Genomic DNA, 26,654 nt, shown 5'->3' with positions numbered 1-26,654 from the left:
CCTGCTGTAGTTGTTGATTTAATTTATTGGCGCAGATAGTTTTGTTTGATTTTCTATAGAGTCCATTACTTTCTGACTTAGAAGCTGATAGGTATCTACATCTATCTTAAGATTGTAATATTCATCATAAGTGATAGGTTCATTAATTTTAATTTTAATCTTACCAAATAGTTTATAGTCGGAAATAATTGCGACTGGTACAATTGGAACTTTAGCTTTGATGGCAATCATCGCAAGGCCTGGTTTGGATTTCATTTCATTTCTTTGAATGTTTCGAGTTCCTTCTGGGAAAATACCTAAAACATCTCCTTTATTTAATATTCGGAGAGAACTTTTTATGGCAGAAATATCAGCACCATTCCGGTTTACTGGAAACATACCTAGTTTGATCAAAATGAAACCTAAAAGCTTGTTTCTAAAGAGCTCTTCCTTGGCCATATAACCCATCTTTCTAGGGATAGAGGTGCCTATCACAAGGGGGTCAAGATAATTGATATGATTAGAGCAAATAATATACCCACCATCTTTGGGTAAATGTTCTAATCCTTCTACCCTCACCCTATAAAAAAAATGTATAAATAACCTCATTAGGTTTCTTGCAAACCAATAAAAACTCATAAAGATCTGCCCCCATATTATTTGATATAAGACAATATTTTGTCGGTTACTTCTTCAATGGTCATACCGGTAGTATCTATCAAAATGGCATTCTCATGTTTCTTTAATGGAGATATCGTTCGTTCAGTATCTATTTTATCCCGTTGTTCAATTTCAGCTTGTACCTCTTGAAGATCTTGATGAAAGCCCTTTATACATAGCTCATTATATCTTCTCTGAGCTCTTTCTTCAATAGAAGCTGTAATGAAAAATTTATGAGTTGCATTGGGTAAAACTGTCGTTCCGATATCTCGACCATCCATAATTACATTATGATTCGCAGCGATTCGTCTCTGAAGCTCTACCATTTTTTTTCGAACGATAGGAATTTGTGCAATGTTGGAAACATAGTGATTTATTTCAGGAGTACGTAGTTTTTCTGTTATCAATAAATCGTCAAGTAGAATTTCACCGTTGACAATATCTATTTTCGTCTGATTTAAGAAATCTAGTAGTTTGATCTCATTAGATAAATCAATTCTGTCTCTCAAAATCTTAAATGTTATTGCGCGATACATGGCGCCAGTGTCAATATAAGTTAAATTCATTGTTCTTGCAATTAACTTGGCAATAGTACTCTTGCCAGCACCAGCAGGACCGTCTATGGCAATACTTATTTTATTTAAACTCATGATATAGCATTTCACTCCAATACTTATAGAATTTTAATGGAACTCCACCGTAAATAATTGATTTTCAATATGATCTAGCTTGAATATGTTATTGACCTGTGGAAATAAAACATTATTTGTTGTACTTACAACTTTAAATTGTAATCCATCATGGTTAGCTGTAGCGCCTTCTATTGAAATAATATCATGATCTCTTACAATTAATTCCATTTGTTTATGTACAAACTTACCATGCACTTCTCCATTGATAAGAACAGATAATGAAGAATTCTTATTTTCCTCTCCTATCACGGAAAGTGTAATTTTTCCTGCTGAAAAAATTGGTTTCATTGCATACTCTTCACGATGTAGGAGTGATTTATAAATATAAGACGAAATATTGCTGCCATCCCAGATATGTAGAATTTGAAAGAATAATAATAAGCTGAGGCTTAGCACTGCCAATATAAGAAAAACTTTTTCAATGGTGTATGCCTTATTATGTATCTTCGTTAACGTATAAATCACCTCCCAAATATACTATGCATTCATACCGGCTAAATATCCAGTGGAAAACGCAATCTGTAGATTATATCCTCCAGTAAGCGCAGAAACATCAATGACTTCTCCCGCAAAAAATAATCCCTTCACTAGCTTTGATTCCATAGAAGAGGGGCTGATTTCTTTTATCTGAATACCTCCTGAGGTCACAACTGCTTCTTTAATTGGACGTGTTCGTAGGATATGGATTTCTAAATGTTTTAGTAAAGATATTAATTTTTTTCTTTCATCCTTGGTAATCTGATGTACATTTTTTTCTGGCGATATGCCAGAAAGACCGATAATTTGTGGAATGATTTTACTAGGGAGTAAATCATCTAATGCATTCTTAAACTGTTTTCTAGAATATTTCTCGAAGTCCTTTTGAATCCTTCTATCTAACTTTTCATCGTCCAACCCAGGTTTTAGGTCCAGCGTTACCAAAATTTTGCCATTATCAAGATATTTATTGATATAGTTACTCATGGATAAGACAATAGGACCTGAAATCCCAAAATGAGTAAAAAGCATTTCTCCTAAGTCAGAATAAACTTCTTTATTAGTATAGTAAGCTGTCAAGCGAACATTTTTGAGGGATAATCCCTGTAATTCATGGGTCCATGCTTCTTCTGTTTCTAACGGTACCAAGGCAGGTTTTAGAGGTATTATCTGATGACCAACAGCTTTAGCAAATCGGTAACCATCACCTGTAGAGCCTGTGGTAGGATAAGAAAGCCCACCTGTCGCAATGATAACGCTGCTGCAATGAATAATGGATTGATCCTTTAGCTTTACGCCTATAACGGATTCTTGATCGATTAAGATATCAATTACTTCGCAGTTTAGTCTAATGTCTACATGATAAGATTCCATAAATCTTGTTAATGCTTTAATGACATCACTAGACTTGTCAGAGACAGGAAAAACCCTATTTCCTCGTTCTACCTTGGTAGGTGTACCGTATTTATGTAATAATTGGATGATATCTTCATTTGAAAAACTGTAAAAAGCACTATATAAAAAGTTCTTATTATCCGTGACATTAGTTAACAGTTCTTCGATATCACCAGTATTCGTTATATTACAGCGACCTTTTCCAGTGATATATATTTTCTTGCCTAATTTCTCATTCTTTTCTAAGAGGATGACCTCTTTGCCCCTTGAAGCAGCAGTTCCAGCAGCAATCATTCCCGCAGCACCACCGCCGATTACAACAACCTTTTCCATGAATATCACCTTCAATATAGTATATTTTCAGTATGGGCAGTATCATTTAAAGTAACAACAACTGGACCATAATCTCTAAACTCTACAAGATTGATGCATGTGTTATCCTGTCGAATTTTATAAAAGTAGGATAAATCAATATCCAGCAACCCTAGCAGAATTGCTTTCAAAGCCGTACCATGGGATACAATAAGTATGCTTTGACCTTCATATTGATTTACCAACTGATGAAGTGCTTGTAATCCCCTTTTTTGAACGTCTAATAGCATTTCTCCCCCTGGAATTTGAGCTTTATGTGGTTGACTTCGCCAGATTTTAAAGTGTGTATCATAGTTTTGCTTAATCTCATCGTTTGTTAAACCTTCCCATTCACCGAAAGACATTTCTCTAAAACCATGAATTTGATTTACTTCAGATTGAAAGCCTCCTGCGATGATCGACGCTGTTTCATAAGCCCGTATTAAATCACTACTGAAAATATGATCTATATGATAATTCTTCATACGTTTCGCAAGTAATTGTGCTTGTAATCTACCTCTTTCACTCAATGCTACATCCTTAGACCCTTGTGCCCGTGCGTCGGCATTCCAAGTTGTCTCCCCATGTCGCACCAAATAGATCTTTGTCATGAATACATTCCCCCCCTTGCATAACATGTCTATTATACCACTAAATCCATTGAATACGAATCTTTATATACATTTTTCCCATATTCTTTCTATATAAAACCTTGGGAATATGAAATTCATAAGAATATTAATCTTTGATTTTAATGAAACAAGTAAGTCAGTCTGTCTTTGTTATTATTTTTCGCATAAAATAAGCTACGGATTAATCCGTAGCTTATTGTGCTAAATTTTATTTTTGTTATTATATACATTATGTTTTTCCCATATGCGTTCAAGCTTATCAAAGGTACTACTGATTTCTTCTTTTTCTCGCATCCCTACAGCAACAACCAGTGCATTGATAAGACTTAAGGGTGCAACCAATGAATCCACGAAGGAAGCCATATTGCTTCTTGCAGTTAATGTGTAATCGGCGATGGATGCAATGGGCGATACTTGACTATCCGTAATGCCAACAACAAGGGCTCCCTGCTCCTTTGTATACAGCAATGCGTCGAGAGTTGTTGAGGAATACCTGGGAAAACCAATACCAATTACAAGATCTTCTTTTCCTACTCTTAACATTTGTTCAAACACATCACTTACACCTGATGTTACTATTCTTACATTGTCAAGAATAAGATTTAAATAAAAGCCCAAATACTCAGCCAAAGCCGTAGAACTTCTCAATCCAATGATATAAATCCGCTTCGCATTAAAAATGCAGTTAATGACTTTTTGAAAAACTTCGTAATCCATTTCCTCAATAGTAGCGCGAATGTTATCCATATCAGCTTTAAGTACTTTTTTGAGTGCAGCTCCTTCGTTGGTATAGTCCCTAGACATTTCTAGCCGTTGCACTGTGGTAAGCTTTGTTTTGATTAATTCTTGTAATTCTTTCTGTAGTTTCGGGTATCCATCATATCCAAGAGCATTAGCAAATCGAACAACGGTCGATTCACTGACACCTACCTTATTACCTAATTTACTTGCTGTCATAAAAGCAGCTTTATCATAATTTTTAGTAATAAATTCAGCGATCAGCTTTTGTCCTTTGCTTAGTCTAGGATAGCTTTTTTGTATCGTTTTAATAAGATCCTTAACATCATCGCTCATACCCATTGCCCCTTAATCTTCAGTTAAAATTTTTCAACCATCTTGTAGCCTTCAGCTAATGCCTTACGATTTAGATCTTCTGTCCCTTTAGGCACTCTATTTAATACTGCAGCCTCAAGAGATTCTTTTGTAACGCTTTGAAGCAGCTGCTGAATTGCACCAATAGCTACAATGTTTGCCACCATAGATTTTCCGACCACATCGGAAGCAGTTTGTAGTATAGGTACTTGAACAATTTTACCGGCTTTAATATCTGCTGGTAGCGTAACTGTGCTATCGACTAATAAAATACCATCCTCTTTTACAGAGTCTGCGTACTTATCACATGCAATTTGTGTTAAAGCTAAAAGTAGATCTGCACTACCTACCTTTGGATAATCAATTTCTTCATGGCTAATAATGACTTCAGCCTTACTAGCACCACCACGTGCTTCAGGACCATAAGATTGGGACTGAATTGCTGTTTTTCCATCTAAAAGTGCAGCCTCTGCTAGTATTATACCACCAAGAATGAGTCCCTGTCCACCTGAACCAGTTAATCTTATTTCAATTTGATTTGACATACTATCTCTCCTTTTGAAATCTTTCAATGATTTTCTGATACTCTTCTGTGTACTCAGGCTCGGCTACATTTTTAAATTCACCGATTAAGAATTTACCTTCTAGTTTTTCAGGAGGAAGTTTTTGCGCTGCTTTTACATCAATGGCATGATCTTTTAACCAATTCATCATGTCTACAGCACTACCCTTTTTGTTTTTTCTTCCGTAATAGGTAGGACAAATACTAATTGTATCAATTAATGAAAATCCTTTGTTTTGAATGGCATTTTCAACAAGCTTGATCAACTGCTGTGCATGGTATGCTGTACCTCTTGCCGTATAAGTAGCTCCTGCTGCTCCTGCCAATGCTGCAATGTCAAAGCTTTTATCAATGTTACCGTAAGGAGCGGTCGTTCCCAAATCTCCATTAGGTGTTGTTGGAGAGTATTGGCCTCCGGTCATACCGTATACGTTATTGTTAAATACGATGGTTGTAATATTAATATTTCTTCTGGCTGCATGGATTAAATGGTTACCACCGATTGCAGAAGCATCACCGTCCCCAGTTACAACGATAACTTCAAGCTCTGGTCTTGCCATCTTTACCCCAGTAGCAAAAGCTAATGCTCTACCATGGGTAGTGTGAAGGGTATTAAAATCCATATATCCAGGTGCTCTAGAAGAACATCCGATACCTGAAACAATACAAACTTTATCTTTATCTAAACCTAAATTATGAATGGCTTGGGATACTGATCGCATTAATATTCCATGACCGCATCCAGGACACCAAATATGAGGTAGTTTATCTGCTCTATAATATTGTTGAACTAATTGGCTCGACATTTTAGATTACCTCCTTAATTTTAGACAATATTTCATCAGGAGAAATAACTTCACCATTAATTTTACCAACATGGTAAATATCAGCTGCACCTTTTACAACTCTTTCAACTTCTAACACAAGTTGACCATAGTTCATTTCTGCTACAATGATAGCCTTTGCATTTTTAGCTAGTTCTTTTACTCTATCTTCAGGGAATGGCCAAATTGTTATTGGTCTGAATAAGCCCACCTTTAATCCCATTTCTCTTGCTTTCTTCATTGCACTTTTTGCTGAACGAGCAGTTCCACCATAAGATAGCACAATGATTTCTGCATCATCAACATTATTTTCTTCGTAAGTAATAATATCATCCACATTGTCTTCAATCTTTTTCATGATTCTCGTCATAAGTGTTTGAGCAACTTCTGTACTATTGCTTGGGAAACCGCTCTCGTCGTGAATCAGTCCAGTTACGTGGAATCTATAGCCATCACCATAGGCAGCCATAGCAGGAACAATTTGTCCTTCTTCTACCCTATATGGTGCATAATTTTCATCGCCAGGAGTAGGCTTTAATCTATCATAAATTTCTATTTCACTAGCATCAGGAATTTCAATTTTCTCTCTCATATGGCCAACGACTTCATCAAGCATTAGGAAAACAGGCATTCTATACTTTTCTGCTAAATTAAAGGAACGGACAGTCAAATCAAAAGTTTCCTTAACAGAGGATGGGCATAATGCGATTACTGGATGGTCACCATGGGTACCCCATTTAGCTTGCATAATGTCACCTTGGGAAGGTGCTGTAGGCAATCCAGTACTAGGACCGCTTCTTTGTACATTTACAATCACCACAGGAATTTCAGCCAATGCAGCATAGCCAATATTCTCTTGCTTTAAGGAAAAGCCAGGGCCACTTGTGGCTGTCATCGATTTTAAGCCAGCTAAGGAACCACCGATCGCAGCAGCCATACCTGCAATTTCATCTTCCATTTGAATAAACTTCCCGCCTACTCTTGGTAACTTCTGAGCAGAAACTTCTGCAATTTCAGTAGAAGGCGTGATAGGATAGCCAGCATAGAATTTCATACCTGCAGCGAGTGCACCCTCAACACATGCTTCATTACCTTGCATTAATTTAATGTTATTTTTCTTCATCCTCGTTACCTCCTAAAAAGATTGCAAAGTCAGGACAACGTAATTCACATAAACCACATTTTATACATTTTTCCATATCTACAATCTCTATTTTATCGTCTTTTAGATCAAGAACTTGCTTAGGGCAGAATGCGACACAGATGCCACAGCCCTTACACCAATCCTTTTTTATTTTTAGAGTAAGATTTTCTTTCTGGTTTCCCATACTTGTTAGCTCCCTTCACCATAGATCTTCTTTTCAATCTCATCTTATCAGAGATGTGCAAAATATGCAATTAAAATTTCATATTTTTATAAAAACAAAAAATGATGCAATTATTCTTTCAAATTCCATACTTGAAGGATAGCATTCGTGTCCAAGATTATAACGGTATACACATATACAAACGAGAGAAAATCCTATGATTACTAATCAATAAAAAATTGGCATATGAGTATCATGCCAATTCTATGTTCCAATCATTAAGCTTTTCAATTAAATCGAATTTTGTCAGATCAAAATGGATGGGCGTAATAGAAATATAGTTATTTTGCACACTATGGATGTCCGTACCCTCTTCATTGTTATGATCGATAATCTCTCCTCCTAACCAATAATACACTTGCCCCCTTGGATCAATTCGCTCAACAAATGCGTTTTTATACTTACGAACGCCCAAGGTTGTAGCCTTAACTCCATTTAACTTTTCCCTTGGGCAATTTGGAATGTTTATGTTTAGTAGTGTATCTGGTGGAAGCCAATTGTTTAGGACTTTATCCACAATAGATGCGCAAAAATCAGCAGCATAATCATAGCTCACATTTTCATGATCTGCCAAAGAAACAGCAACGGCAGGAACGCCTAGAATAGCAGCTTCAATGGCTGCAGATACAGTACCTGAATATAAAACATCAGTACCAAGATTAGGCCCTTTATTAATTCCAGAGAATACGATATCGGGTTTTTTATCCATCAGAGCTTCTATCGCAAGTTTGACACAATCGGTGGGCGTGCCATTGATAGACCATGCGGAAAACGACTTGTCAAAAAAATTAACTTTCTCTGCTCGTAAAGGGTCATGCATTGTGATTGCGTGCCCTGTGGCGCTCCGCTGACGATCTGGTGCTACTACCCATATCTCTCCTAATTTTTCTAGAGCGGATGCCAATTTGTAAATTCCCTCAGCATAAATACCATCATCGTTTGTGACTAAAATTCTCAATAGATTTACCTCCTTTAAAATAAAAGCAATAAATATTTCACTAATAGTAATGTATCATAAAACAAATACTATTATTACTTATTTTTAGAATGACCTTAGGAGTGATAATGTTGATACAAATTGACGACTCAGGAAGCGGCAGTTTAATCGGAGGAACTTGTATAGGAGCGATGAGAAAAGAGACAAAAGAATATTATTATGAAATCATTCCTATCGAGTTATATAGACCAGATATTTTTGATAATAAAGTATATCTCGATTATGCGATTGAGATCACAAAAAGTCTATTAGATAAATTATCCGTATCAAAAGAGGAAAAGATTGAAGTCTGTAGGGGCTATATGTTTGATCGTGCAAGAATATGGCTAAAAGATCATGGCTATAATCATGTGAGTACTTCCATTGAGGATCCATTACAGACCGTTGTAGAAGCAACCTTTGAATCCTACACCATCGAGCTTGGACTTCCAAGACAATTCCTAAACTATACGAAATACCCCTTTCATTTTCACAGATTGCTAAGATGGGTTTATGCAGATTATGAAAACAGATTTTCACTATGTAAAACAGGATGGAAGAGCTGGAAAAAATATGGATGTCTATCCATATCTACTAGCTATAAGCAGATTCCTAAATCTAGATATAGATGTCTAAAGTGTGGATTACCTATCGAAGACAAAAGTACAGTAAAGGTTCTAAAATACATTAGTAATAGACCTAATATCATATATCTTCATGATCAATGTTAGGATATAAATATATAAGAGATAGAAGAGATAGATTTTTATCTCTTTTCTATGGCTATCAAAACTGGAGGACAATTTTTTTGGTTCATAAAATCAAGCTTTAGGACGCTGAATTTATGCTGATCAAGATTTTCAACAAAACGAAAAATTGCGTCTCTTTCAGCTTGTCCCCCTTCATGACCATAATATACAGCAATCGTAATAATACCATTTGGCACGAGAAGCTGTAATGATTTTTCAATTGCTTGAATGGTTGTATGAGGTTTTGTAACAATACGATGATCCCCTTTGGGTAAAAAGCCCAAATTAAACATGACAGCAGTGATATGCTCATGAATATAAAGATCTATGAATTCATGACCTGCATGAATAAGGTGAACGGAATCGAGCAGTCCATGGGTATCAAGTAGTTCTTTTGTATTTTCGATAGCAGATGATTGGACATCAAAGGCAAATACTTTTCCATTTGAGCCAACCAATTGTCTTAGAAATAATGTATCATATCCGTTTCCCATGGTGGCGTCAACGACACTATTACCAACTCTTACAACTTGAGAAATAATATGCTTTGATAAATTTGTAGCATTGGTTAAAAATTTTGATCCCATTAGGATACCTCACTAAAGTTGTTTATTAAATCTACAAGCTTTTAAAAAGAAATCGGGTAGTTTAGCAGCCAAAAGGGTATGTTGAGGATTCAGATTGTTTTTAATAACTTGTTGCACACCTATATCACCTTTCTGATCTTCACTCAACTCTTCAAAGCCTACTTTTTTTAAAAAACCTGCACAGTCAAGGGCATCAGTCAGCATTAGTTGAATGCCTCTTCTATCAGCTAAATTTAATAAGGCCTTTACAATTCCATCCCCAAGATACTCTCTTTGATGATCTCTGTGTACAATGAGGAAACGTAGAATTGCAACGGAACCAAATGCTTCATAGCCTGCAGCTGCCAGCGGACTGCTACCTTCATAGGCAACCATGGAATTCTCAATCATATTTTGTATATCAATATTTTCAAAAAAAGAACTATTGCTTAGGCTTTGAATATGAAATATATCTTGTTTATCTGCGTTTTTTATCGTTAACAAGTATTTTCTCTCCTCTACATTTTATAATTAGTATACCCATTTTTTCCACAGAGAAAGCAATTGTTTATTGATCAAAGTAAAACGATCAGGGTATCTTCTTAGCAAGAAGTTTTTCATGACATGAAAAAGTCTATCAAATTTGATAGACTTTTTCAAATAAATTACAGGGATTTTAAATAAGAAATTTCATCAGAAGACAGAGACCTCCATTTTCCTTTAGGAAGATGTTCTATATCTAAACTGCCAATGGATATTCTTTTAAGGGTCAATACTGGATGATTTAAAGCATCGAACATTTTTCGGATTTGTCTATTCTTTCCTTCGTGTATAATTACTCTCGCAGTCGAAGAAGTACGGTCTTCTTTTAATACTTCAAGATCTGCTGGTGCTGTAATATAGCCTCCAATGTCGATTCCAGATTTGAAGCGAGCTCGTTCTTGTTCATTTAGATGACCTTTTACCGTTGCAATATATGTCTTCGGAATTTCATGCTTGGGATGGGTCAGTTGATATGTTAAATCTCCATCATTGGTCATGAGTAACAATCCAGAAGTATCATAGTCCAAACGACCAACTGGGTAAATCCTTTCTTGGATATCTTGAACCAGATCGATAACGGTTGGACGGTTAAACTCATCGGATACTGTTGTTACGTATCCTTCTGGTTTGTGCAGCATAATGTAGACTTTTTTATTTTCAACTTGAATAAGTTTATTATCGACAGCTATAGTATCTGTATCAGGGCTTACGATGAAACCCATTTCTGAGACAATAACACCATTAACTTTTACACGACCAGCTCGAATAAGATCTTCTGCACTCCGTCTTGACGCAACTCCAGACAGTGCAATATACTTTTGCAGTCTCAACAAAAACAACTCCTTTTTCATTTGCTAGCTATATTATATATTCTACACTAACTTTTCATCAAATATATTCAGTAAATTCATTCTTCCTATTTTTGATTTCAACAATGTTTGATCCGTGGTATACAAATTCAGGTCTTTCATCCGTTGAAAATAATCGGCACCTGCAAAGGTGTATCGAGTTTTTAATCCTTCCTCTGTCTGAATTCTTTCATTTGCGAAGGATATAAGATCTCCGCAAGCTAAATTAACAGGGAGTTCTAAAAGCTCCATGCCTTTCACTAATCGAACACTATTATGCCCGGCAAGGCTGCCAGTGACAATTGCTTCTGTATGGCCTACAAAAAGCCCTGATTTTTCACCTGCACATAGCATATTATCGATACCGAGAACCTTCATACCATTGTTCCGAGGAGCAATGGAAAGATACCTTACAGAATTGCCTACACCCCCTGCATAAGGATCTTCGTATCTTGCATTTTCCAATCCTGGAATACGTCGAAGTTTATCTAATGGATAGAATGGTGCCATAAGCTTTGCATGACCTGTATCAAGAAGTATAATGTTCTCAGCATATTCCTTCAAGGCATATTGCTGACATACCTTCATCTCCAACTTTTTCATATTTACATCTTCCTTTGGGACGGGCAATACAACAACACCTTTTTCGTTGAGTTCATCTACGAGGTCTTTACTTAGTGAATCTTTGTTTAGCTTGCATGAACCGCTAAAGGCTCCATAGGATCCATCGTTCCTTTTTCCCAGGATGTCCTCAACGCCAGCTTTCTGACATAGACTTACTCTCGGACCAAAAGAAGGACATCTCAATATACACATGGCGCAACCATTACCATATTTCAAACAGTTCCCCATAGGACCTGTGGAACCAGTAGTTTCAATAAACACATCTCCTTCGATCACTTCACCATTATATAATGTAATTGCTTCTATCTTTTGGTTATTTTTTTTCACATCTATGGCTCTTGATCTGAATCGGATTTCAATTCCCATGTTTTCTAATAAATTTCGAACCATTGGCTCCACTTTACACACATCATATAAACTAGCATGGGTATGACCTGGGAAATCAATCCCAATATGCCTGGACACGCTATCGGTAACTTTAAATAATTCTCCAGCACCTAATAGAGAGCATTCCTCTGCTGCGGTATAACGTCCATTATTACGCATGATCCCACCCACATTACCGAGACCGAGCAAAATATCCATTCTTTCCACAATAGTGACGTGTGCTCCAGCTTTTTTGGCAGTAATAGCAGCTGCAACCCCTGCCCATCCGCCACCTATTACTACAACTTTAGCCATTGCGATTTCCCCCTTCGATTATTTCTTCAATATCTATTTGCGATTTACACATTTTCACTTTTTTCCCAGTTAGGGTGCGGACCGCACAAGAACCGCATACGCCTTCACCACAGCATAATTCATGGTTATTAATTGCAACCAGCCGAATGGGGCGATCCATATGGCTTAATTGATCTTTGATAACTTGATGCAGTAAATCAGAACCACCACTATAAACGAGACTATACTTTCCTTTTGATACGATTTGATTCATTTTTTCCAAGCCCTCTATTGAGCGAAGGTTTAAATAATGTTGCTTGATGTCTAGCCCTGAGATATGATCATCTATAAACGCAGCTCCTGTTCTTCCTTGATCAATAATGAAAGTAACCCTATTTTTGTGATGCAACAAATATTTGATTGTAAGCACTGCCGGTGCCAAGGCTATCCCCCTGCCGACAACTAAAACATCTTGATCTACCAAGTTCTTTAGCTCTTTAAATCCTATAAGCCCATTCCAATAGGGACCTTTTACTAGAATTTTATTCGTACATGACAAAAGTGATTTTGTTTTCACACCTAAAACATGAATGGCTACGATGATTTCACCTTTTTCCTCGTCGGCAGACATAATCGACATGGGGACGTCGAAAATACTTGTTTTCTCAGGATTCCTTATAAAAACATAGGAACCTGGCTGCTTTAATTGTCTTGCCAAGGTTTTCAATACTCTAATCTTCAATATTAGCACTTGTTCGCCAAACTGTGTTTTTTCAATAATTTCTGATTCAACAGCTTCCCGGGGCGTCTTTTTTTTCATTCCGCACCAAGCGTATTCTTGATAGATGCATACACCTGACCAATTGCAGTCACAAAAACTATTGCCTTGCAATTGAGAGCAGGTAATACATTCATCACTTTCTGCCAAATAACATGGGCAGTATTCGCTGCCAGCATCTATACAAGTTACGATTTTATTTGTTGACAAACTGCACCCCTCCTTATTAAGCATAAAACCCTATAATAATAAGGTATTTTTTAACGGGAAAAAGTGTTACATATCTAGCAGGGAATCATAAATACATGAAAGAAAAAAAGAATAACTATATTTGGATATAGTTATTCTTTGAAATATTATTTTCGCTGAATAAAATCAACGAATTTATCTTTAAAGTCCTTTTTGGCGATGTCTTCCCTTGTAAATAAATCCGTAGTATATATTAATTTACTATCTAGATAGACCTTCAATTTTCCAATCTTCGTATTTCTAGAAACTGGTGCATTCATGATCTCATCAACCTCAATGATAGACATTACCTTGTTCTTTTCTTCTTCAGTTACAGGAATAATCACATTTTCCCTTGAAACAATGGCCGTTTGTGGCTTCTTTCCATTTTTGACGGAAATGGATTTCAAGTAAGAATCTTGTTGGGCAATACTATAGGGTTTATATCGATCAAATGCATAATCTAACAGATTATAGCTATCTTGAAACCAGTCTGGTGCATTGAGTACTACTGTGACAAGCTGCATGCCGTTTCTTGTAGCTGAGGTCACCAAGCATCGTCCAGATTTTTTGGTAAAGCCTGTTTTGACACCATCGCCACCTTCATATTGTGTTAGGGTTTTATTCTTATTGTAGAAGTATTTAAAACCTTCTCGATCTGCTGTCCACAATTTGGTGGAAACGATCTTTTTAAACTCTTTATTAAGCAGCGCTTGTCTACTGATTAATGCTAGGTCATAGGCGGTTGTATAATGCTGATCATCATGCAGCCCATGGGGATTCATAAAATTAGTATTATTGGCCCCCAATTCCTTCGAACGACGATTCATTAATGCACAAAATTCTTCCACAGATCCAGAAATATGGCTAGCGATTGCTACTGCTGAATCGTTGCCTGAACGAAGCATGAGACCATATACCAAATCCTCCATTTTTACCTTTTCATCATTTTGAAGATATATAGATGAACCTTCTACACCAACTGCCTGTCTTGGGATTTTTACAATTGCGTCTGGTGAAGAATTTTCAAGGGCTAATAAAGCAGTCATAATCTTAGTTGTGCTAGCCATGGGCTTTTTAGCATGGATGTCTTTTGAATATAAAATTCTACCTGTCTGAACATCCATTACAATGGCACTTGATGCCGAAATATTTGGTCCTTCTCCATGAACGATAAAAATAGACGCTTGAAATAGCATTATTGAAGTTAAAAAAACCGATAGAAAAGATTTCTTCATTTTATCACTCCATTTATTAAGATCATTCTTAATTAGTATTTTCTTAATAAAAGAAAATCATACAGAAGAATGATTTAATAACGAAGTGCACTATTTATTCAGTAATAATCTCACAACCAAACTCTTTGGCTAACTTTTCTGCTTCTTTCAGATCCTCTTCACTCCATATGGACCAACCGCCCTTAAGAACATCGTTTACAAAAATTTCTACCTTGTCCTTCTTTATGATCATATATTTTTCATTTCTCTTCTTCATTTGCTGTATTTGATTTTGTACAGCTTTTTCGATATCCACATTCATTACCTTTAGTGCAATAAAAAGACATGAGAGGGCATCTTCAAGTTCTCGTCGAGCTTTGTCAGTATCACCTTTCATTAATGCTTTCATAGATTCAGCTACTTCTTCATTTAAATGACTTATGGTTTTTTTAGGATCATCGGTAATATATTTTCTATTATTCCAAATAAGCTCTACAGCTTCTTTGATATCCAAGTTGTGTACCCCCTTTAGGATGTTTCTTATAAGAATAATATTACTTATATCTATATTGTATACTTCCTCTTTCATTCTTTCAATCTACCAACCAAAGAATTAAATTGGGATATATAAAATAAAGAGCGATGAGAATCGCCCTTTATTCAATAATAATTTCTTTTTCATTATCTGTTTTTTTTGATTTGTTCTCATTTCTTTTTTCACTCATAGCTTGTAGCTTATCCAATAGCTTTGGCGTAAAATTGATAATACTATCTACCATTGTTGCATTTTGATCAACTGGCAAAAGCTTCATGTGTCCATTTCCTACCACCATAAACGCCACTGGTTGAACGGATACACCAGCACCTGTACCTCCAGCGAAGGGAAGTTGATCAAATTTATCACCAGACTCATCTGTTTTCCCATCTCTCATCGCAGTATACTCTCCACCACCAGAGGCAAATCCAAAAGAAACACGGGATATAGGAATAATCACTGTGCCGTCAGGTGTTTCAACTGGATCTCCCACAATCGTATTAACATCCACCATATCTTTTAAACTTTCCATAGTAGTTCGCATTAAGGCTTCAATTGGATGATTTGACATTTTGTTTATCACCTCGTTTAAGATATAAGTATGCAGTTTTTATTGATGCAATTATAGCATGGCCTATTTTTAGCCGAATTATACAATGCACGTAGGTCTTAAAAAGCTCCTTGTCAAAGTAAGGAATAATATTAAAAGAAATATTATTGGAATGTACATGTCTCTTTAAAATTGCAAAAAGATTTCCTTTAATTCCCCATAGAACGCCGCAAAGCATGCCTGTAACTGCTGCATCTCCAGTTCCAAATTCTGTTTCCCATTCTAATTTACTAAGGAGTAATTTTTTTCGAATATAGTTGACTACATTAAAGTATTGATTAAATAGCTGTGATGCCCTATCTTGTATTTCTTGGATTTGTGATAAGCTAAACAATTGTTTTTTTTCTTGTATTAAATCTTGAGATTTTTCTGACTCTATCTCTTCATCAACTTCTAAAGAGAGCTTACCATCCTGTTTTTGAATTAAATCTAATAATGGAATTTCGAACTTATACTGTACAAGCCCAAAGAGCGCCTTTATGTGAAGGATAATTTCATCATTCGTTTTATTTTTTAGAATCTGAACTTCCATAATGATAGATGTAAACATAATAATGATAAAAGAAGCAACGAGAATTGCGGATATCCATAAAAAGATATACAAAAAGTTCACCTCACTCATTCGCTAACAGAGTATATTTTTTCCAATAATTATAGAAAATAAACCTTGTAGTATCTATATAATATAGATTTCTATTGAAATCTCTTTAAAGTTTTAAAAAATCATTGACATTTTGATTATTTAGTTTATATTTAATATGTGTAATGTGAAAGATTAAAAGATCAAAAAGTGGTTATATTTAATACAAAAGAGATAAATGATCAAACTTATACACCTATATAATAAGAATAGGGGTATGATTTCTTTGATTTTACATGACTAACAACTAAATATAAAGGTGGGAGAATGATTCCCATCTTTATTTATGTAAAATAAATAAATTTCTAAGGAGGAATATAATATGGAGTTTTGGTATACTGAAGAACATACAGATGATGTTAGATTTTCTTTGCGTGTAAAGGAGCATTTGTTTTCTGGTGAAAGTGAGTTTCAAAAGCTTGATATTCTTGATACTTATGAATATGGAAAGCTAATGACATTGGATGGACTTGTAATGGTTACAGAAAAAGATGAATTTGTTTACCATGATATGATTGTACATATTTCCATGGCTGTAAATCCTAATATAAAGAATGTTTTAGTGATTGGTGGCGGCGATGGAGGTACAGTTCGCGAGTTAATGAAATACCCAAATATTAATCATGTAGATATGGTTGAAATTGACAAATTGGTTGTAGATGCATCTAGAAAATACTTCCCTGCGGTTTCTTGTGAGGTGGATAATCCAAAGGTTACGGTTCTTTATGAGGATGGTATTAAATTCATTCAAGGGAAAGAAAAGGTTTATGATCTAATACTTATTGATTCAACAGATCCTATAGGACCTGGTGAAGGTTTATTCACTACTGACTTTTACAACAATTGCTATAAAGCGCTCACTGAAGATGGTATTCTAATTAATCAAAATGAAACCCCAGTATATGAAAAGTTTTTCGAAGTGGGCATCAGCTCTAATAAAAAACTTAAGAAGATGTTCCCTATTGTTCATGTATATCAAGCCAACATCCCAACCTATCCAGGTGGATACTGGCTATTCAATTTTGCATCAAAGAAATTCCATCCAATTCAGGATATGAAAGAAGCAGAATGGAACCAATTAGGAATTAAAACAAAGTATTATAATACAGAACTTCATAAAGGTTGCTTTGCTTTACCGAACTATGTAAAGGAGAAGATTGAGAATGGAGCTCTTTAATAAATATTGCTTTATAGGGTGTGATAAAACCTTCCAAGAAAGTAACGTAGTCATCTTCGGTGCACCTTTCGACGGTACATGCTCCTATAGACCAGGTTCGAGATTTGCACCGAATAAAATTCGAATTGACTCTTATGGATTAGAAACCTACAGTCCTTATTTAGATCGAGATCTTGAAGACCATAAGATCCATGATGCAGGTGATATTGATCTCATTTTCGGAAATAAATATGCAGTATTAGATTCGATTAAAGAATATGCTAGTCATCTGGTAAGCAATAATAAAAAGCCACTAATGATCGGTGGTGAGCATCTTGTAACGCTGCCTGTCGTTGAAGCCATGGTAGAAAAACATAAGGATTTAGTGATACTTCATTTTGATGCTCATACAGATCTCCGTGGAGATTACATGGGCGAGGAATTATCTCACGCTACTGTAATCAAGCAGATATGGAATTTCCTTGGAGATAACAGAATCTTTCAGTTTGGGATTCGCTCTGGTCTAAAGGACGAGTTTTATTGGGCTGAAAAAGAGGGACATACCTTTATCAATAAGTTTGGATATGATAAGCTCGGCGAAGTTGTACAAAAAATAAAAGACAAACCTGTTTATGTCACTATTGATTTAGATATACTAGATCCTTCTATATTTCCTGGAACGGGGACCCCTGAACCAGGTGGTATTTCATTTCAGGATATGTTGAATATTATAAAGATGTTAGATGGACTGAATATTGTAGGTGCTGATGTGGTTGAACTTGCACCAGATTATGATCCTACAGGGGTTTCTACAGCGGTGGCTTCAAAAATTATGAGAGAATTAATGTTAGTATTATAATAAATAAAACCGATGAATAAGCTATTCATCGGTTTTATTTATCTCATCCTCATCAAAATCTAGCTTTTCAAAATCTTCAATGGCAGGCAAGTCTTCTAAAGAACTAAGGCCGAAGGCCTTTAAAAAGGTCTCTGTAGTACCATATAAAATAGGTCGTCCTGTTTTCTCCAGTCTCCCCTTCTCAAGAATAAGTTCTTTTTCTAGTAGTGTGCTAATAGCCTTATCGCTCTTCACGCCTCGGATCCCTTCCACTTCATGCCTTGTAATTGGTTGTTTGTACGCAACAATGGCTAGTACTTCAAGGGCTGCTTGAGTAAGTCCTTTATTTTGCACTGGTGTACATAGCTTCTGTATATAATCATAGTGATTTGTATTGGTACATAGTTGAAAGCTATTATTCACCTCAATAATTTGTAAGCCCCTATTTTGCTCCTCGTATTGTTTCTTTAGATCCAAAATCGTTTTGCGAATAAATTCAGGAGGATATTCCAGAACTTCAGCAATATTTTTTACGTTTAAGGGGTCCCCCCAAATAAACAGTAAGGATTCTATAATCGATTGAATCTCTTTTTCTTCCATCAGATTACACCTCATTTAATGAATCAATTTTCTTTATAATAATTTGATCGAAAATTCTACTCTGCTGCACCATCAAATAGTTTAGTTTGATCAACTCTAATAGCGCTAAGAAAGTTACAACGATCTCACTTTTTGTACAAGAATCCGAGAATAAATGATGAAAATCTACAGAGTGATGAATTTCAAGATGCTGTTGAATCTGTGCAATTTTATCTTCAATAGTAACTTCATCTCTTTGAATTTCGTCAACGTATGCTTTAAGCTTAGAATGGTTCTTTCTTTTTGAGAGCAGATTATTAAATGCACTTATTAAAGTGCTTAAATCCATTTCAACGAGCTCAATATCGTCATTTTTGATATATTGATCCAATTGCTCCTGAGATTTATAGAAAATCTTTTTAAATACATCCTCACGCTTCTTAAACTCCTCTGCTGCGGTCTTATACTTTTTATATTCAATGAGCCGGGCGATCAAATCTTGGCGTGGGTCAATTTCATCAATGGCAATGGCCAACTGTTCCTCATGCTTATTCGGCAGCAACATTTTTGATTTAATCTCTATAAGGGTAGCAGCCATAACAAGAAATTCGCTGGTAACCTCTAAATCAAATTTTTGCATGTCTTCAATGTACTGGATGTATTGATCAGTGATTTGAGCAATGGGTATGTTATAGATATCTACTTCTGCCTTTTCAATGAGGTGAAACAATAAATCAAAAGGACCTTCAAAGGTCTCAAGCTTAACATTGTATGTCATGAAAAATCTACTCCTAACAATATCTCTAGTGAGAAAAATCAAAAGAATCTATGAATGCTTGACATTACATTCTATTATAACATAATTCATATCGTCGTGTGGCTAGATTATTGTATATAGACTCTTTACAATATAAAAGGAGGCATTTGTCTACAAATACCTCCTAAGATTTAATGTTTATTGTTTTGATTTTAATGTCTTACGGATCATCTTGCCAAATATATCTATGGCTGAAGCCGATTCAATCGTTTTCTCTGAAACGAGATCAATCCGATTGATTTCCTTTCCTTCCATCATTAACACAATTTCACCAAGTTTTTGACCAGCCGTCAATGGGGCCTTAATATTCTTAGGTAAGATGATTTCTTTCTCAACTTTGTTCTCATCACCTTTTTTAACAAGGGCACTCAATTGATCCTTTGCAACAATATTTACTTTCTCTTCCCTACCCTTTTCAACAACTACTTCTTGAACCACTTGGTTCTTTTTCACGATGGGCACGGAACTATAGGTGGCAAAACCAAAATTCAATAATTTTTTGGCTTCTTCAAATCGAACTTGAGAAGTAGGACTACCTAGTATTATAGCAATCAGATTTAAACCATTGCGACTAGCAGAAGCAGACAAACAATACTTGGCATCTGAAGTAAATCCTGTTTTAATGCCAGTGGCGCCAGGATAGCTTCTGATTAGTTTATTCGTATTGGTCAGTTCTAAGGTGGTTATTTTTTTATTTGGAAGACCTACTTTCATGGTAGACATCCAGATAGTAAGCCATTCATGGATTTTTGGATATTTAAGAAGTTCCTTGGACATTACTGCAATGTCATAGGCGCTAGTATAATGACCCTCTTGAGGTAACCCATTGGTATTCATAAATTGGGTATCGTTCATACCTAGTTCTTTCGCCCGTTCATTCATCCGCTTAATAAACATTTCTTCTGTTCCACTCAGATGCTCTGCCAGCGCAACACATGCATCATTGGCTGATGCCACTGAAATGCCTTTTAATAACTCTTCAACGGTCTTTTCCTCACCTGGCTCTAAGTAAAGCTGGCTTCCACCCATTTTCGAGGCCCTTTCACTAATCAAAACTTTATCTTCTAAAGAGATTTGCTTTTGATCTAAAGCCTCCATTGCCAAAAGCATTGTCATAACCTTTGTAACACTGGCTGGTGGGAGCTTATCATGGATGTTCTTCTCATATAATATCGTGCCTGTGGAAGCATCCATTAAAATTGCTGCCCTAGCATCAATATTGAATTCCTCGGCACTTGCTATTATATAAAATGAACTGAAAATCAAGGTAAAACAGATGATGGATACGATAAATTTGTTGAATATTCCTTTCATCTCATGCCCTCCTTGCATTGTAAGTTAATTTTAGCTTTTCCAGCAATTACTTTCCTTATGCACAGGAGAAACATTCATAAAGTGCTGTAAAAATTTACATAATTGTTACATGATCTTTCATAACGATTGCTTTGATTAGTTTTGGTTTTTCAACAGGCACATTTGTCAAACTGATAGCATTTAAAATAATATCTTGCGCTTTTTTCATCATATCTTTTTTATTTGTATATAATGTGGCATAGGGCTCGCCTTTTAAGATATGATCTCCAACTTTTCTTTTCATAATAATTCCAGCAGCTAAGTCGATCTGAGAATCTTTATTTTCACGGCCAGCTCCCAATACAAGGGCTGCAACACCAATATCATCCGTTTTTATAGATTGAATAAAGCCATCCTCTGGTGCCAACACCTCCATGGTGTAAGCAGCCTTAGGCAGAAGACTAGCATCTATCGTAACGCTAGGATCTCCACCTTGGGCTTCAATAAACTCTCTAAACTTATTGAGAGCTTCTCCTGATTGTAGTTGCTTCATAACCCGTTCACGGGCAGCATCAATATCAACAGCTTCCTTTGCCAATAATACCATATAACTTGCTATAGTGGTACTTAACTCTGTAAGGTCCTCAGGTCCATTTCCATGTAGTGTCTGAATGGCTTCTTCAATTTCAAGACTGTTTCCTATAGCATAACCCAAAGGCTGTTCCATACTTGTTAGAATAGCTACGGTTTCTCTGCCCATATGATGACCAATATCCACCATTTCCTGAGCTAATGCGATACCACTATCTAAATCTTTCATGAAGGCCCCACTGCCAACCTTTACATCTAAAATAATTGCGTTTGATCCAGCAGCGAGCTTTTTACTCATGATGCTACTCGCGATAAGAGAAAGATTATCTACTGTGGCAGTAACATCCCTTAATGCATATAGTTTTTTATCAGCTGGTGCCAGGTTTGCAGACTGACCAATAACTGCGATTTTATGCTGGTTCACATTTTCGATAAATTGTTCATTTGTTAATTCTACATGGAATCCTTTTATAGATTCTAATTTATCGATGGTTCCTCCTGTATGCCCTAGCCCTCTTCCAGACATCTTTGCCACTGGGACATTACATGATGCAACCAAAGGTGCAACGATCAGTGTTGTCGTATCTCCAACACCCCCAGTACTATGTTTGTCAACTTTTATGCCATGAATCCTAGATAAGTCCAAAACATCTCCAGAGTTCATCATGGCTTCCGTTAAATTTGCTGTTTCTTCCTTGTTCATTGTTTGAAAATAGATTGCCATTAACAAAGAAGCAGCCTGATAATCGGGAATGTTCCCTTTTGTATATTCATGGACAAAGTAATTGATTTCATCTTTTGTAAGGGCAAACCCATTTCTTTTCTTTAAGATGATATCGTAGATTCTCATTACATGCTCACCTCTCGAAGAATTCCTTTTACAAGACGAATAAATTTAGGTCGTGTCTGATTCGCGATCTCAACGACACGTTCATGTTCAAGAGGCTCTAAAGTATCAGCAATTGCCATATCCGTTACACAAGAAATTCCTAATACACGCAATCCTGTATGACGTGCCACAATGACTTCAGGGACTGTAGACATACCTAGGGTATCTGCTCCAAACTTTCTTAACATTTTTAATTCCGCAGCAGACATATAATTTGGACCACTGATGGCAACATAAACACCTTTCTTTGTTTCGATATCTAGTCGCTTACCCACCTGCTCTCCTAGATGAATCAATGCTTTATCATAAGCTGTTGACATATCAGGGAATCTTGGCCCGAGTTCTTCATCATTTGGACCTATAAGTGGATTACTGCCTGTAAAGTTGATATGATCCTCAATAAGCATAAGAGCACCAGGATATAGTTCAGGGTTCATTCCTCCGCAAGCATTTGTCACAACCAGTATTTTTACACCTAGCTCTTTCATAACCCGTACAGGAAAAGTAACATCTTGTAATGAATATCCCTCGTAGAAATGAAATCGTCCTTGCATAGCAATTACATTTTTCCCTTCTAGTGTACCAAGGACCAACTGTCCCTCATGACCTTCAACGGTCGAAATAGGGAAATTAGGAATTTGATCGTAAGGAATAACCGTCGGATTTTCTATTTCATTTGCCAGGCTTCCAAGTCCAGAACCTAAAATAAGTCCGATTTCAGGGGCAGTACTGATCTTATTCTTTATAAAGTTGCTTGCATCAAATATTTTTTGTTTCATTTAACTATTCCTCCCAATCTTTGTTAAAGTATTCTTAAGCAATAGGATAAAGGCATTTCTCACCTTATCAGCGGTTTCTATAACCTCATGATGATCTAATGGTTGATCTAAAATACCAGCAGCCATATTTGTAATACAGGAAATTCCTAAAACCTTCATTTTACTATGGGCTGCTACAATAACCTCAGGAACTGTGGACATACCTACAGCATCTGCACCTAGAAATCTAGCCATTTTCACCTCTGCTGGTGTCTCATAGGTAGGACCTGTAAACATGGCATATACACCTTCCTTCAACACCAAATCCGTTTCAACTCCTGCTTGCTGAACAAGACGAATCAATTCTTTATCATAAACTTGAGAAATATCAGGAAAACGTACCCCAAGCGCATCAAAATTTTTACCAATAAGGGGATTATCAAATCCCCAGTTTATATGATCGCTGATTACCATTAGATCACCAGGATGAAATGATGTATTCACTCCACCGGCAGCATTGGTAACAATAAGGATTTCCACCCCCAGGGCTTTCATTACACGGACTGGGAAGGTAACTTCTTCCATGGAATACCCTTCATAATAATGGAATCGTCCTTGCATAGCAATTACATTATGATCCTCAAGTTTACCGAGTACAAGCTTACCAGCATGCCCCTTAACCGTCGAAACTGGAAAGTTAGGGATATCCTTATAGTGAATATGTATTGGATCTTGAATCTCATCGGCCAACATTCCTAAACCTGAGCCTAATATTAAGCCAATTTTGGGAGATATATCTGTTTGCTGCTGAATATAATTAGTGGCTTCCTCAATTTTTGTAAGCAAATTTTTCATGATCTATCCTCTCCTATAATATTAATTTTTTGAAGCTAACACCATATTGTAATCCTTCCAACTGAAATATATCAGCAATGGTCGCAGCGATATCTGCAAAGGAATCTCTAATGCCGATGTTAATAGATTTTTTAATTTGATGACCATATATGAGGATTGGAATATACTCCCGTGTATGATCCGTACCTATATAGGTTGGATCGTTCCCATGGTCAGCGGTGAAAATGATGATATCATCATCATGCAGCGTCGCTAGTAGCTCAGGCACTCTTTTATCAAAATCCTCAAGGGCAGTTTTATATCCCTCAGGATTCCTCCTATGACCGAATTTTGCATCGAAATCTACAAGATTTGTAAAAATTATCCCTTTTCTTCTCTCCTTAAGCGCATTAATGGTTTCATTGACTCCATCCATATTATCCTTTGTATGAATGGCCTCAGTAATACCTTGGCCATTGAAAATATCTTCAATTTTGCCAATGGCAAGAACATGCATATGGTGCTTGGTTAAAAGGTCGAGGATTGTTGTACCCTTTGGTGAAATGGAATAATCTCTACGATTGGGTGTTCTTTCAAAGCTGCCAGGAGTACCAATAAATGGTCTTGCGATTACTCTGGCAACCTGGTGTTTTCCAACCAAAATACTGCGAGCGATCTCGCACATCTTATACAATTCATTCAGTGGAATAAGCTCCTCATGGGCTGCAATTTGAAAAACACTGTCTGCAGATGTATAGACAATGGGACACCCTGTTTCAAGATGCTCTTTTCCTAGTTCTTCGATAATTTCAGTACCTGATGCAGCCTTATTACCTAAGATTTTTCTTCCAATCTTTTCTTCAAAAACATGGATAATTTCTGGCGGAAAACCATCTGGGTAGGTCTGAAAGGGTTCTGTAATATAGAGGCCTGTCATTTCCCAATGACCTGTAATGGTATCCTTACCTTTAGAGATTTCCTTCGCTTTACCAAAGCAGCCTAAGGGTTCATGGATACCTTCAATACCTTTGATACCTTCAATGTTACCTAGACCAAGGCGTACTAAATTTGGTAGATGAATCCCTTGACATACTTTTGAAATATTACCTAAAGTATCTACGTTGTGATCTCCGTACTCCGATGAATCCGGTAATGCTCCGATTCCCAGACTATCAAGTACTACAATAGTGACTCTATTAATCATGTGGATCCTCCTGTATATTGAAATGATGTGCCTTTTAATCTTTTATAAGAATTGTTTTGGCATTCTAAAAGAAAAATATAAAGAGCCGCTTAGGCTCTTGGGTGGGTTTTGTTGTATACTTCTTTGATCTTATTTTTGGTAATTTGAGTATAAATCTGAGTTGTTGAGATATCTGAATGTCCCAGCATCTCCTGAACGGATCTCAGATCAGCACCATTTTGTAGCAAATGGGTCGCAAAAGAATGTCTCAAGGTATGGGGGGTGATTTTTTTGCCGATCTTTGCTTTTTGTGTATACATTTTAATTATTTTCCAAAAACCCTGTCTAGTTAGCCTGGTACCGTGATAATTTACGAACAAAGCTTGCTCAGACTCATCGCGCACAAGGCTGAATCTACATTCTTTTATAAATCTTTCAATGGCTTTTTTTGCCATACTACCTATAGGAATAATCCGTTCCTTCGTATTACTTGTTTTGCATTTTATGTAACCCATATCTAAGTTGAGATCGCTATAGTTTAGAGATACTAACTCAGATACACGAATTCCAGTGGCATAAAGGAGCTCAAGCATTGCTTTATCTCTAATTCCCTTCTCATTCCCCTCATCAGGTTGAGTTAAGAGTACTTCTACTTCCTTCAAACTTAATACGCTTGGCAGCTTCTTCTCAGATTTCGGTGATTCTAAATTAATTGTAGGATCTCTATCAATATATTTTTCATTAAGGAGAAATTGATAAAAAGACCTTATAGAAGCAAGATTTCTTGAAATTGTAGAAGTTGCCTTACCATTCTTCTGTAAATAAAGTAGATAAGTAATGATTGTTGTCTTATTGGTATATTGTATGTCCTCAATCTTTCTTTCATCCAAAAAAGAAATATATTGTGTGATATCTCTTTTATATGAATCAAGAGTATTTTGTGACAACTCTTTTACATTTGCTAAATAATCAATAAAAGCATCAAGCAAGATATTCATATAACTTGTCCCCTTCGTTTCTATATCCATATGTAACTACTATTCAACATCTTTATTAAAATTCCTTCTAAATTCTATCATTTCAAAGCTGATTTTATGATTATAAGCAAATTATTTTTAAATACCTCCTGTTTTGAAGGATATTGTTGAATTACTAAAACACTATTTTCTTTCGGAGCCTCCTGAAGATTCCTATGAAGTATGAGTTTAAGAA

General features: G+C 36.1%; 31 protein-coding genes. 3 read left to right on the top strand and 28 right to left on the bottom strand.

Going from position 1 to position 26,654, the window contains the following annotated elements; genetic code table 11:
* Window positions 1-18: 18 nt before the first annotated feature.
* From HNQ80_RS13580 to surE, 11 genes are all read right to left on the bottom strand, one after another.
* Window positions 19-618 carry a lysophospholipid acyltransferase family protein gene (locus HNQ80_RS13580; protein WP_184311200.1) on the bottom strand — a complete coding sequence of 200 codons (600 nt, stop codon included), beginning with the start codon at window positions 616-618 and terminating at the stop codon, window positions 19-21.
* Between the two features lie 17 nt (window positions 619-635).
* Window positions 636-1,289 carry a (d)CMP kinase gene (gene cmk / locus HNQ80_RS13575; protein WP_184311199.1) on the bottom strand — a complete coding sequence of 218 codons (654 nt, stop codon included), beginning with the start codon at window positions 1,287-1,289 and terminating at the stop codon, window positions 636-638.
* Window positions 1,290-1,322: 33 nt separating this feature from the next.
* The gene (locus HNQ80_RS25625) at window positions 1,323-1,796 is read right to left on the bottom strand and encodes a hypothetical protein (RefSeq protein WP_207727016.1); all 474 of its coding nucleotides are present in this window, start codon (window positions 1,794-1,796) and stop codon (window positions 1,323-1,325) included.
* 12 nt (window positions 1,797-1,808) lie between these two features.
* Window positions 1,809-3,035, bottom strand: coding sequence for a BaiN/RdsA family NAD(P)/FAD-dependent oxidoreductase (locus tag HNQ80_RS13565; RefSeq protein ID WP_184311197.1), 1,227 nt, complete (start codon window positions 3,033-3,035; stop codon window positions 1,809-1,811).
* A gap of 11 nt (window positions 3,036-3,046) precedes the next feature.
* Window positions 3,047-3,664 carry a histidine phosphatase family protein gene (locus HNQ80_RS13560; RefSeq protein ID WP_184311196.1) on the bottom strand — a complete coding sequence of 206 codons (618 nt, stop codon included), beginning with the start codon at window positions 3,662-3,664 and terminating at the stop codon, window positions 3,047-3,049.
* A gap of 222 nt (window positions 3,665-3,886) precedes the next feature.
* Window positions 3,887-4,759 carry a MurR/RpiR family transcriptional regulator gene (locus HNQ80_RS13555; protein ID WP_184311195.1) on the bottom strand — a complete coding sequence of 291 codons (873 nt, stop codon included), beginning with the start codon at window positions 4,757-4,759 and terminating at the stop codon, window positions 3,887-3,889.
* 23 nt (window positions 4,760-4,782) lie between these two features.
* Window positions 4,783-5,322: a 2-oxoacid:acceptor oxidoreductase family protein gene (locus HNQ80_RS13550; protein ID WP_184311194.1), complete on the bottom strand. Its 540-nt coding sequence runs from the start codon at window positions 5,320-5,322 to the stop codon at window positions 4,783-4,785.
* 1 nt (window position 5,323) lies between these two features.
* The gene (locus HNQ80_RS13545; protein ID WP_184311193.1) at window positions 5,324-6,145 is read right to left on the bottom strand and encodes a 2-oxoacid:ferredoxin oxidoreductase subunit beta; all 822 of its coding nucleotides are present in this window, start codon (window positions 6,143-6,145) and stop codon (window positions 5,324-5,326) included.
* Window position 6,146: 1 nt separating this feature from the next.
* Complete coding sequence (locus HNQ80_RS13540; RefSeq protein ID WP_184311192.1) at window positions 6,147-7,286, bottom strand: 2-oxoacid:acceptor oxidoreductase subunit alpha; 1,140 nt, start codon at window positions 7,284-7,286, stop codon at window positions 6,147-6,149.
* Window positions 7,273-7,491, bottom strand: a complete 219-nt coding sequence (locus HNQ80_RS13535; RefSeq protein WP_184311191.1) for a 4Fe-4S binding protein — start codon at window positions 7,489-7,491, stop codon at window positions 7,273-7,275. The genes HNQ80_RS13540 and HNQ80_RS13535 overlap by 14 nt, the downstream gene beginning before the upstream one ends.
* Before the next feature lie 232 nt (window positions 7,492-7,723).
* The gene (gene surE / locus HNQ80_RS13530; RefSeq protein WP_184311190.1) at window positions 7,724-8,488 is read right to left on the bottom strand and encodes a 5'/3'-nucleotidase SurE; all 765 of its coding nucleotides are present in this window, start codon (window positions 8,486-8,488) and stop codon (window positions 7,724-7,726) included.
* 107 nt (window positions 8,489-8,595) lie between these two features.
* Here surE and HNQ80_RS13525 point away from each other — a divergent pair, with 107 nt between their 5' ends.
* Entirely contained in the window at window positions 8,596-9,237 is a 642-nt protein-coding gene (locus HNQ80_RS13525; protein WP_408626318.1) for a hypothetical protein, read from the top strand.
* Between the two features lie 35 nt (window positions 9,238-9,272).
* Here the strand turns inward: HNQ80_RS13525 and HNQ80_RS13520 are convergent, their stop codons facing one another.
* The 9 genes from HNQ80_RS13520 to HNQ80_RS13480 form a co-directional block, all read right to left on the bottom strand.
* Entirely contained in the window at window positions 9,273-9,842 is a 570-nt protein-coding gene (locus tag HNQ80_RS13520) for a class I SAM-dependent methyltransferase (RefSeq protein WP_184311188.1), read from the bottom strand.
* Window positions 9,843-9,854: 12 nt separating this feature from the next.
* On the bottom strand, window positions 9,855-10,325 hold the full coding sequence (locus tag HNQ80_RS13515) for a GNAT family N-acetyltransferase (RefSeq protein WP_184311187.1): 471 nt from the start codon (window positions 10,323-10,325) through the stop codon (window positions 9,855-9,857).
* A gap of 161 nt (window positions 10,326-10,486) precedes the next feature.
* Entirely contained in the window at window positions 10,487-11,194 is a 708-nt protein-coding gene (locus HNQ80_RS13510) for a pseudouridine synthase (protein ID WP_207727019.1), read from the bottom strand.
* Window positions 11,195-11,236: 42 nt separating this feature from the next.
* Window positions 11,237-12,517, bottom strand: coding sequence for an FAD-dependent oxidoreductase (locus tag HNQ80_RS13505; protein ID WP_184311185.1), 1,281 nt, complete (start codon window positions 12,515-12,517; stop codon window positions 11,237-11,239).
* A complete protein-coding gene (locus HNQ80_RS13500) occupies window positions 12,510-13,484 on the bottom strand; it encodes a sulfide/dihydroorotate dehydrogenase-like FAD/NAD-binding protein (RefSeq protein ID WP_207727015.1) in 975 nt (324 codons plus the stop codon). Before HNQ80_RS13500 ends, HNQ80_RS13505 begins: the two co-directional genes overlap by 8 nt.
* Window positions 13,485-13,630: 146 nt before the next feature.
* Window positions 13,631-14,740, bottom strand: a complete 1,110-nt coding sequence (locus tag HNQ80_RS13495) for a D-alanyl-D-alanine carboxypeptidase family protein (protein WP_184311183.1) — start codon at window positions 14,738-14,740, stop codon at window positions 13,631-13,633.
* A gap of 94 nt (window positions 14,741-14,834) precedes the next feature.
* A complete protein-coding gene (locus tag HNQ80_RS13490; protein ID WP_184311182.1) occupies window positions 14,835-15,233 on the bottom strand; it encodes a MazG nucleotide pyrophosphohydrolase domain-containing protein in 399 nt (132 codons plus the stop codon).
* Between the two features lie 142 nt (window positions 15,234-15,375).
* Window positions 15,376-15,825: a GerW family sporulation protein gene (ytfJ, locus tag HNQ80_RS13485; RefSeq protein ID WP_184311181.1), complete on the bottom strand. Its 450-nt coding sequence runs from the start codon at window positions 15,823-15,825 to the stop codon at window positions 15,376-15,378.
* On the bottom strand, window positions 15,806-16,396 hold the full coding sequence (locus HNQ80_RS13480) for a DUF2953 domain-containing protein (RefSeq protein ID WP_207727014.1): 591 nt from the start codon (window positions 16,394-16,396) through the stop codon (window positions 15,806-15,808). Before HNQ80_RS13480 ends, ytfJ begins: the two co-directional genes overlap by 20 nt.
* 430 nt (window positions 16,397-16,826) lie before the next feature.
* On the opposite strand from HNQ80_RS13480, the gene speE reads away from it, so the two are divergent.
* Both speE and speB read left to right on the top strand, forming a co-directional pair.
* Window positions 16,827-17,681, top strand: coding sequence for a polyamine aminopropyltransferase (gene speE, locus HNQ80_RS13475; protein WP_184311179.1), 855 nt, complete (start codon window positions 16,827-16,829; stop codon window positions 17,679-17,681).
* Window positions 17,668-18,519 carry an agmatinase gene (gene speB / locus HNQ80_RS13470; RefSeq protein ID WP_184311178.1) on the top strand — a complete coding sequence of 284 codons (852 nt, stop codon included), beginning with the start codon at window positions 17,668-17,670 and terminating at the stop codon, window positions 18,517-18,519. Before speE ends, speB begins: the two co-directional genes overlap by 14 nt.
* Before the next feature lie 21 nt (window positions 18,520-18,540).
* Here speB and scpB read toward each other — a convergent pair whose 3' ends face one another.
* From scpB to xerD, 8 genes are all read right to left on the bottom strand, one after another.
* Complete coding sequence (gene scpB, locus HNQ80_RS13465; RefSeq protein ID WP_184311177.1) at window positions 18,541-19,098, bottom strand: SMC-Scp complex subunit ScpB; 558 nt, start codon at window positions 19,096-19,098, stop codon at window positions 18,541-18,543.
* Window positions 19,099-19,102: 4 nt separating this feature from the next.
* A complete protein-coding gene (locus HNQ80_RS13460) occupies window positions 19,103-19,855 on the bottom strand; it encodes a segregation and condensation protein A (RefSeq protein ID WP_184311176.1) in 753 nt (250 codons plus the stop codon).
* A gap of 177 nt (window positions 19,856-20,032) precedes the next feature.
* Window positions 20,033-21,208 carry a D-alanyl-D-alanine carboxypeptidase family protein gene (locus HNQ80_RS13455; RefSeq protein WP_184311175.1) on the bottom strand — a complete coding sequence of 392 codons (1,176 nt, stop codon included), beginning with the start codon at window positions 21,206-21,208 and terminating at the stop codon, window positions 20,033-20,035.
* 94 nt (window positions 21,209-21,302) lie between these two features.
* Window positions 21,303-22,628: a pyrimidine-nucleoside phosphorylase gene (locus HNQ80_RS13450; protein WP_184311174.1), complete on the bottom strand. Its 1,326-nt coding sequence runs from the start codon at window positions 22,626-22,628 to the stop codon at window positions 21,303-21,305.
* Entirely contained in the window at window positions 22,628-23,446 is an 819-nt protein-coding gene (locus HNQ80_RS13445) for a purine-nucleoside phosphorylase (protein WP_184311173.1), read from the bottom strand. Before HNQ80_RS13445 ends, HNQ80_RS13450 begins: the two co-directional genes overlap by 1 nt.
* Window positions 23,447-24,280 carry a purine-nucleoside phosphorylase gene (locus tag HNQ80_RS13440; RefSeq protein WP_184311172.1) on the bottom strand — a complete coding sequence of 278 codons (834 nt, stop codon included), beginning with the start codon at window positions 24,278-24,280 and terminating at the stop codon, window positions 23,447-23,449. It lies immediately after the preceding gene.
* 13 nt (window positions 24,281-24,293) lie between these two features.
* Entirely contained in the window at window positions 24,294-25,463 is a 1,170-nt protein-coding gene (locus HNQ80_RS13435) for a phosphopentomutase (RefSeq protein ID WP_184311171.1), read from the bottom strand.
* A gap of 89 nt (window positions 25,464-25,552) precedes the next feature.
* A complete protein-coding gene (gene xerD / locus HNQ80_RS13430) occupies window positions 25,553-26,440 on the bottom strand; it encodes a site-specific tyrosine recombinase XerD (RefSeq protein WP_184311170.1) in 888 nt (295 codons plus the stop codon).
* Window positions 26,441-26,654 lie beyond the last annotated feature (214 nt).

The sequence above is a fragment of the Anaerosolibacter carboniphilus genome, assembly GCF_014205875.1.
Lineage (GTDB): Bacteria > Bacillota > Clostridia > Peptostreptococcales > Thermotaleaceae > Anaerosolibacter > Anaerosolibacter carboniphilus.
The sequence above is the reverse complement of the archived record's forward strand: the minus strand, read 5'-3'. Positions and strand labels throughout refer to the sequence as shown.

Bases quoted from the DNA above. Each gene is read 5' to 3' on its own strand.
- HNQ80_RS13505 (WP_184311185.1), bottom strand. From the start codon at position 12,517: ATGGCTAAAGTTGTAGTAATAGGTGGCGGATGGGCAGGGGTTGCAGCT.
- HNQ80_RS13480 (WP_207727014.1), bottom strand. From the start codon at position 16,396: ATGGAAGTTCAGATTCTAAAAAATAAAACGAATGATGAAATTATCCTT.
- HNQ80_RS13440 (WP_184311172.1), bottom strand. From the start codon at position 24,280: ATGAAAAATTTGCTTACAAAAATTGAGGAAGCCACTAATTATATTCAG.
- HNQ80_RS13460 (WP_184311176.1), bottom strand. From the start codon at position 19,855: ATGACATACAATGTTAAGCTTGAGACCTTTGAAGGTCCTTTTGATTTA.
- speB (WP_184311178.1), top strand. From the start codon at position 17,668: ATGGAGCTCTTTAATAAATATTGCTTTATAGGGTGTGATAAAACCTTC.
- scpB (WP_184311177.1), bottom strand. From the start codon at position 19,098: ATGGAAGAAAAAGAGATTCAATCGATTATAGAATCCTTACTGTTTATT.
- HNQ80_RS13445 (WP_184311173.1), bottom strand. From the start codon at position 23,446: ATGAAACAAAAAATATTTGATGCAAGCAACTTTATAAAGAATAAGATC.
- HNQ80_RS13560 (WP_184311196.1), bottom strand. From the start codon at position 3,664: ATGACAAAGATCTATTTGGTGCGACATGGGGAGACAACTTGGAATGCC.
- HNQ80_RS13520 (WP_184311188.1), bottom strand. From the start codon at position 9,842: ATGGGATCAAAATTTTTAACCAATGCTACAAATTTATCAAAGCATATT.
- HNQ80_RS13435 (WP_184311171.1), bottom strand. From the start codon at position 25,463: ATGATTAATAGAGTCACTATTGTAGTACTTGATAGTCTGGGAATCGGA.
- HNQ80_RS13580 (WP_184311200.1), bottom strand. From the start codon at position 618: ATGAGTTTTTATTGGTTTGCAAGAAACCTAATGAGGTTATTTATACAT.
- ytfJ (WP_184311181.1), bottom strand. From the start codon at position 15,825: ATGTCAAATCATCCAATTGAAGCCTTAATGCGAACTACTATGGAAAGT.
- xerD (WP_184311170.1), bottom strand. From the start codon at position 26,440: ATGAATATCTTGCTTGATGCTTTTATTGATTATTTAGCAAATGTAAAA.
- HNQ80_RS13565 (WP_184311197.1), bottom strand. From the start codon at position 3,035: ATGGAAAAGGTTGTTGTAATCGGCGGTGGTGCTGCGGGAATGATTGCT.
- HNQ80_RS13535 (WP_184311191.1), bottom strand. From the start codon at position 7,491: ATGGGAAACCAGAAAGAAAATCTTACTCTAAAAATAAAAAAGGATTGG.
- HNQ80_RS13545 (WP_184311193.1), bottom strand. From the start codon at position 6,145: ATGTCGAGCCAATTAGTTCAACAATATTATAGAGCAGATAAACTACCT.
- HNQ80_RS13495 (WP_184311183.1), bottom strand. From the start codon at position 14,740: ATGAAGAAATCTTTTCTATCGGTTTTTTTAACTTCAATAATGCTATTT.
- HNQ80_RS13525 (WP_408626318.1), top strand. From the start codon at position 8,596: ATGTTGATACAAATTGACGACTCAGGAAGCGGCAGTTTAATCGGAGGA.
- speE (WP_184311179.1), top strand. From the start codon at position 16,827: ATGGAGTTTTGGTATACTGAAGAACATACAGATGATGTTAGATTTTCT.
- HNQ80_RS13555 (WP_184311195.1), bottom strand. From the start codon at position 4,759: ATGAGCGATGATGTTAAGGATCTTATTAAAACGATACAAAAAAGCTAT.
- HNQ80_RS13550 (WP_184311194.1), bottom strand. From the start codon at position 5,322: ATGTCAAATCAAATTGAAATAAGATTAACTGGTTCAGGTGGACAGGGA.
- HNQ80_RS13450 (WP_184311174.1), bottom strand. From the start codon at position 22,628: ATGAGAATCTACGATATCATCTTAAAGAAAAGAAATGGGTTTGCCCTT.
- HNQ80_RS13540 (WP_184311192.1), bottom strand. From the start codon at position 7,286: ATGAAGAAAAATAACATTAAATTAATGCAAGGTAATGAAGCATGTGTT.
- HNQ80_RS13455 (WP_184311175.1), bottom strand. From the start codon at position 21,208: ATGAAAGGAATATTCAACAAATTTATCGTATCCATCATCTGTTTTACC.
- cmk (WP_184311199.1), bottom strand. From the start codon at position 1,289: ATGAGTTTAAATAAAATAAGTATTGCCATAGACGGTCCTGCTGGTGCT.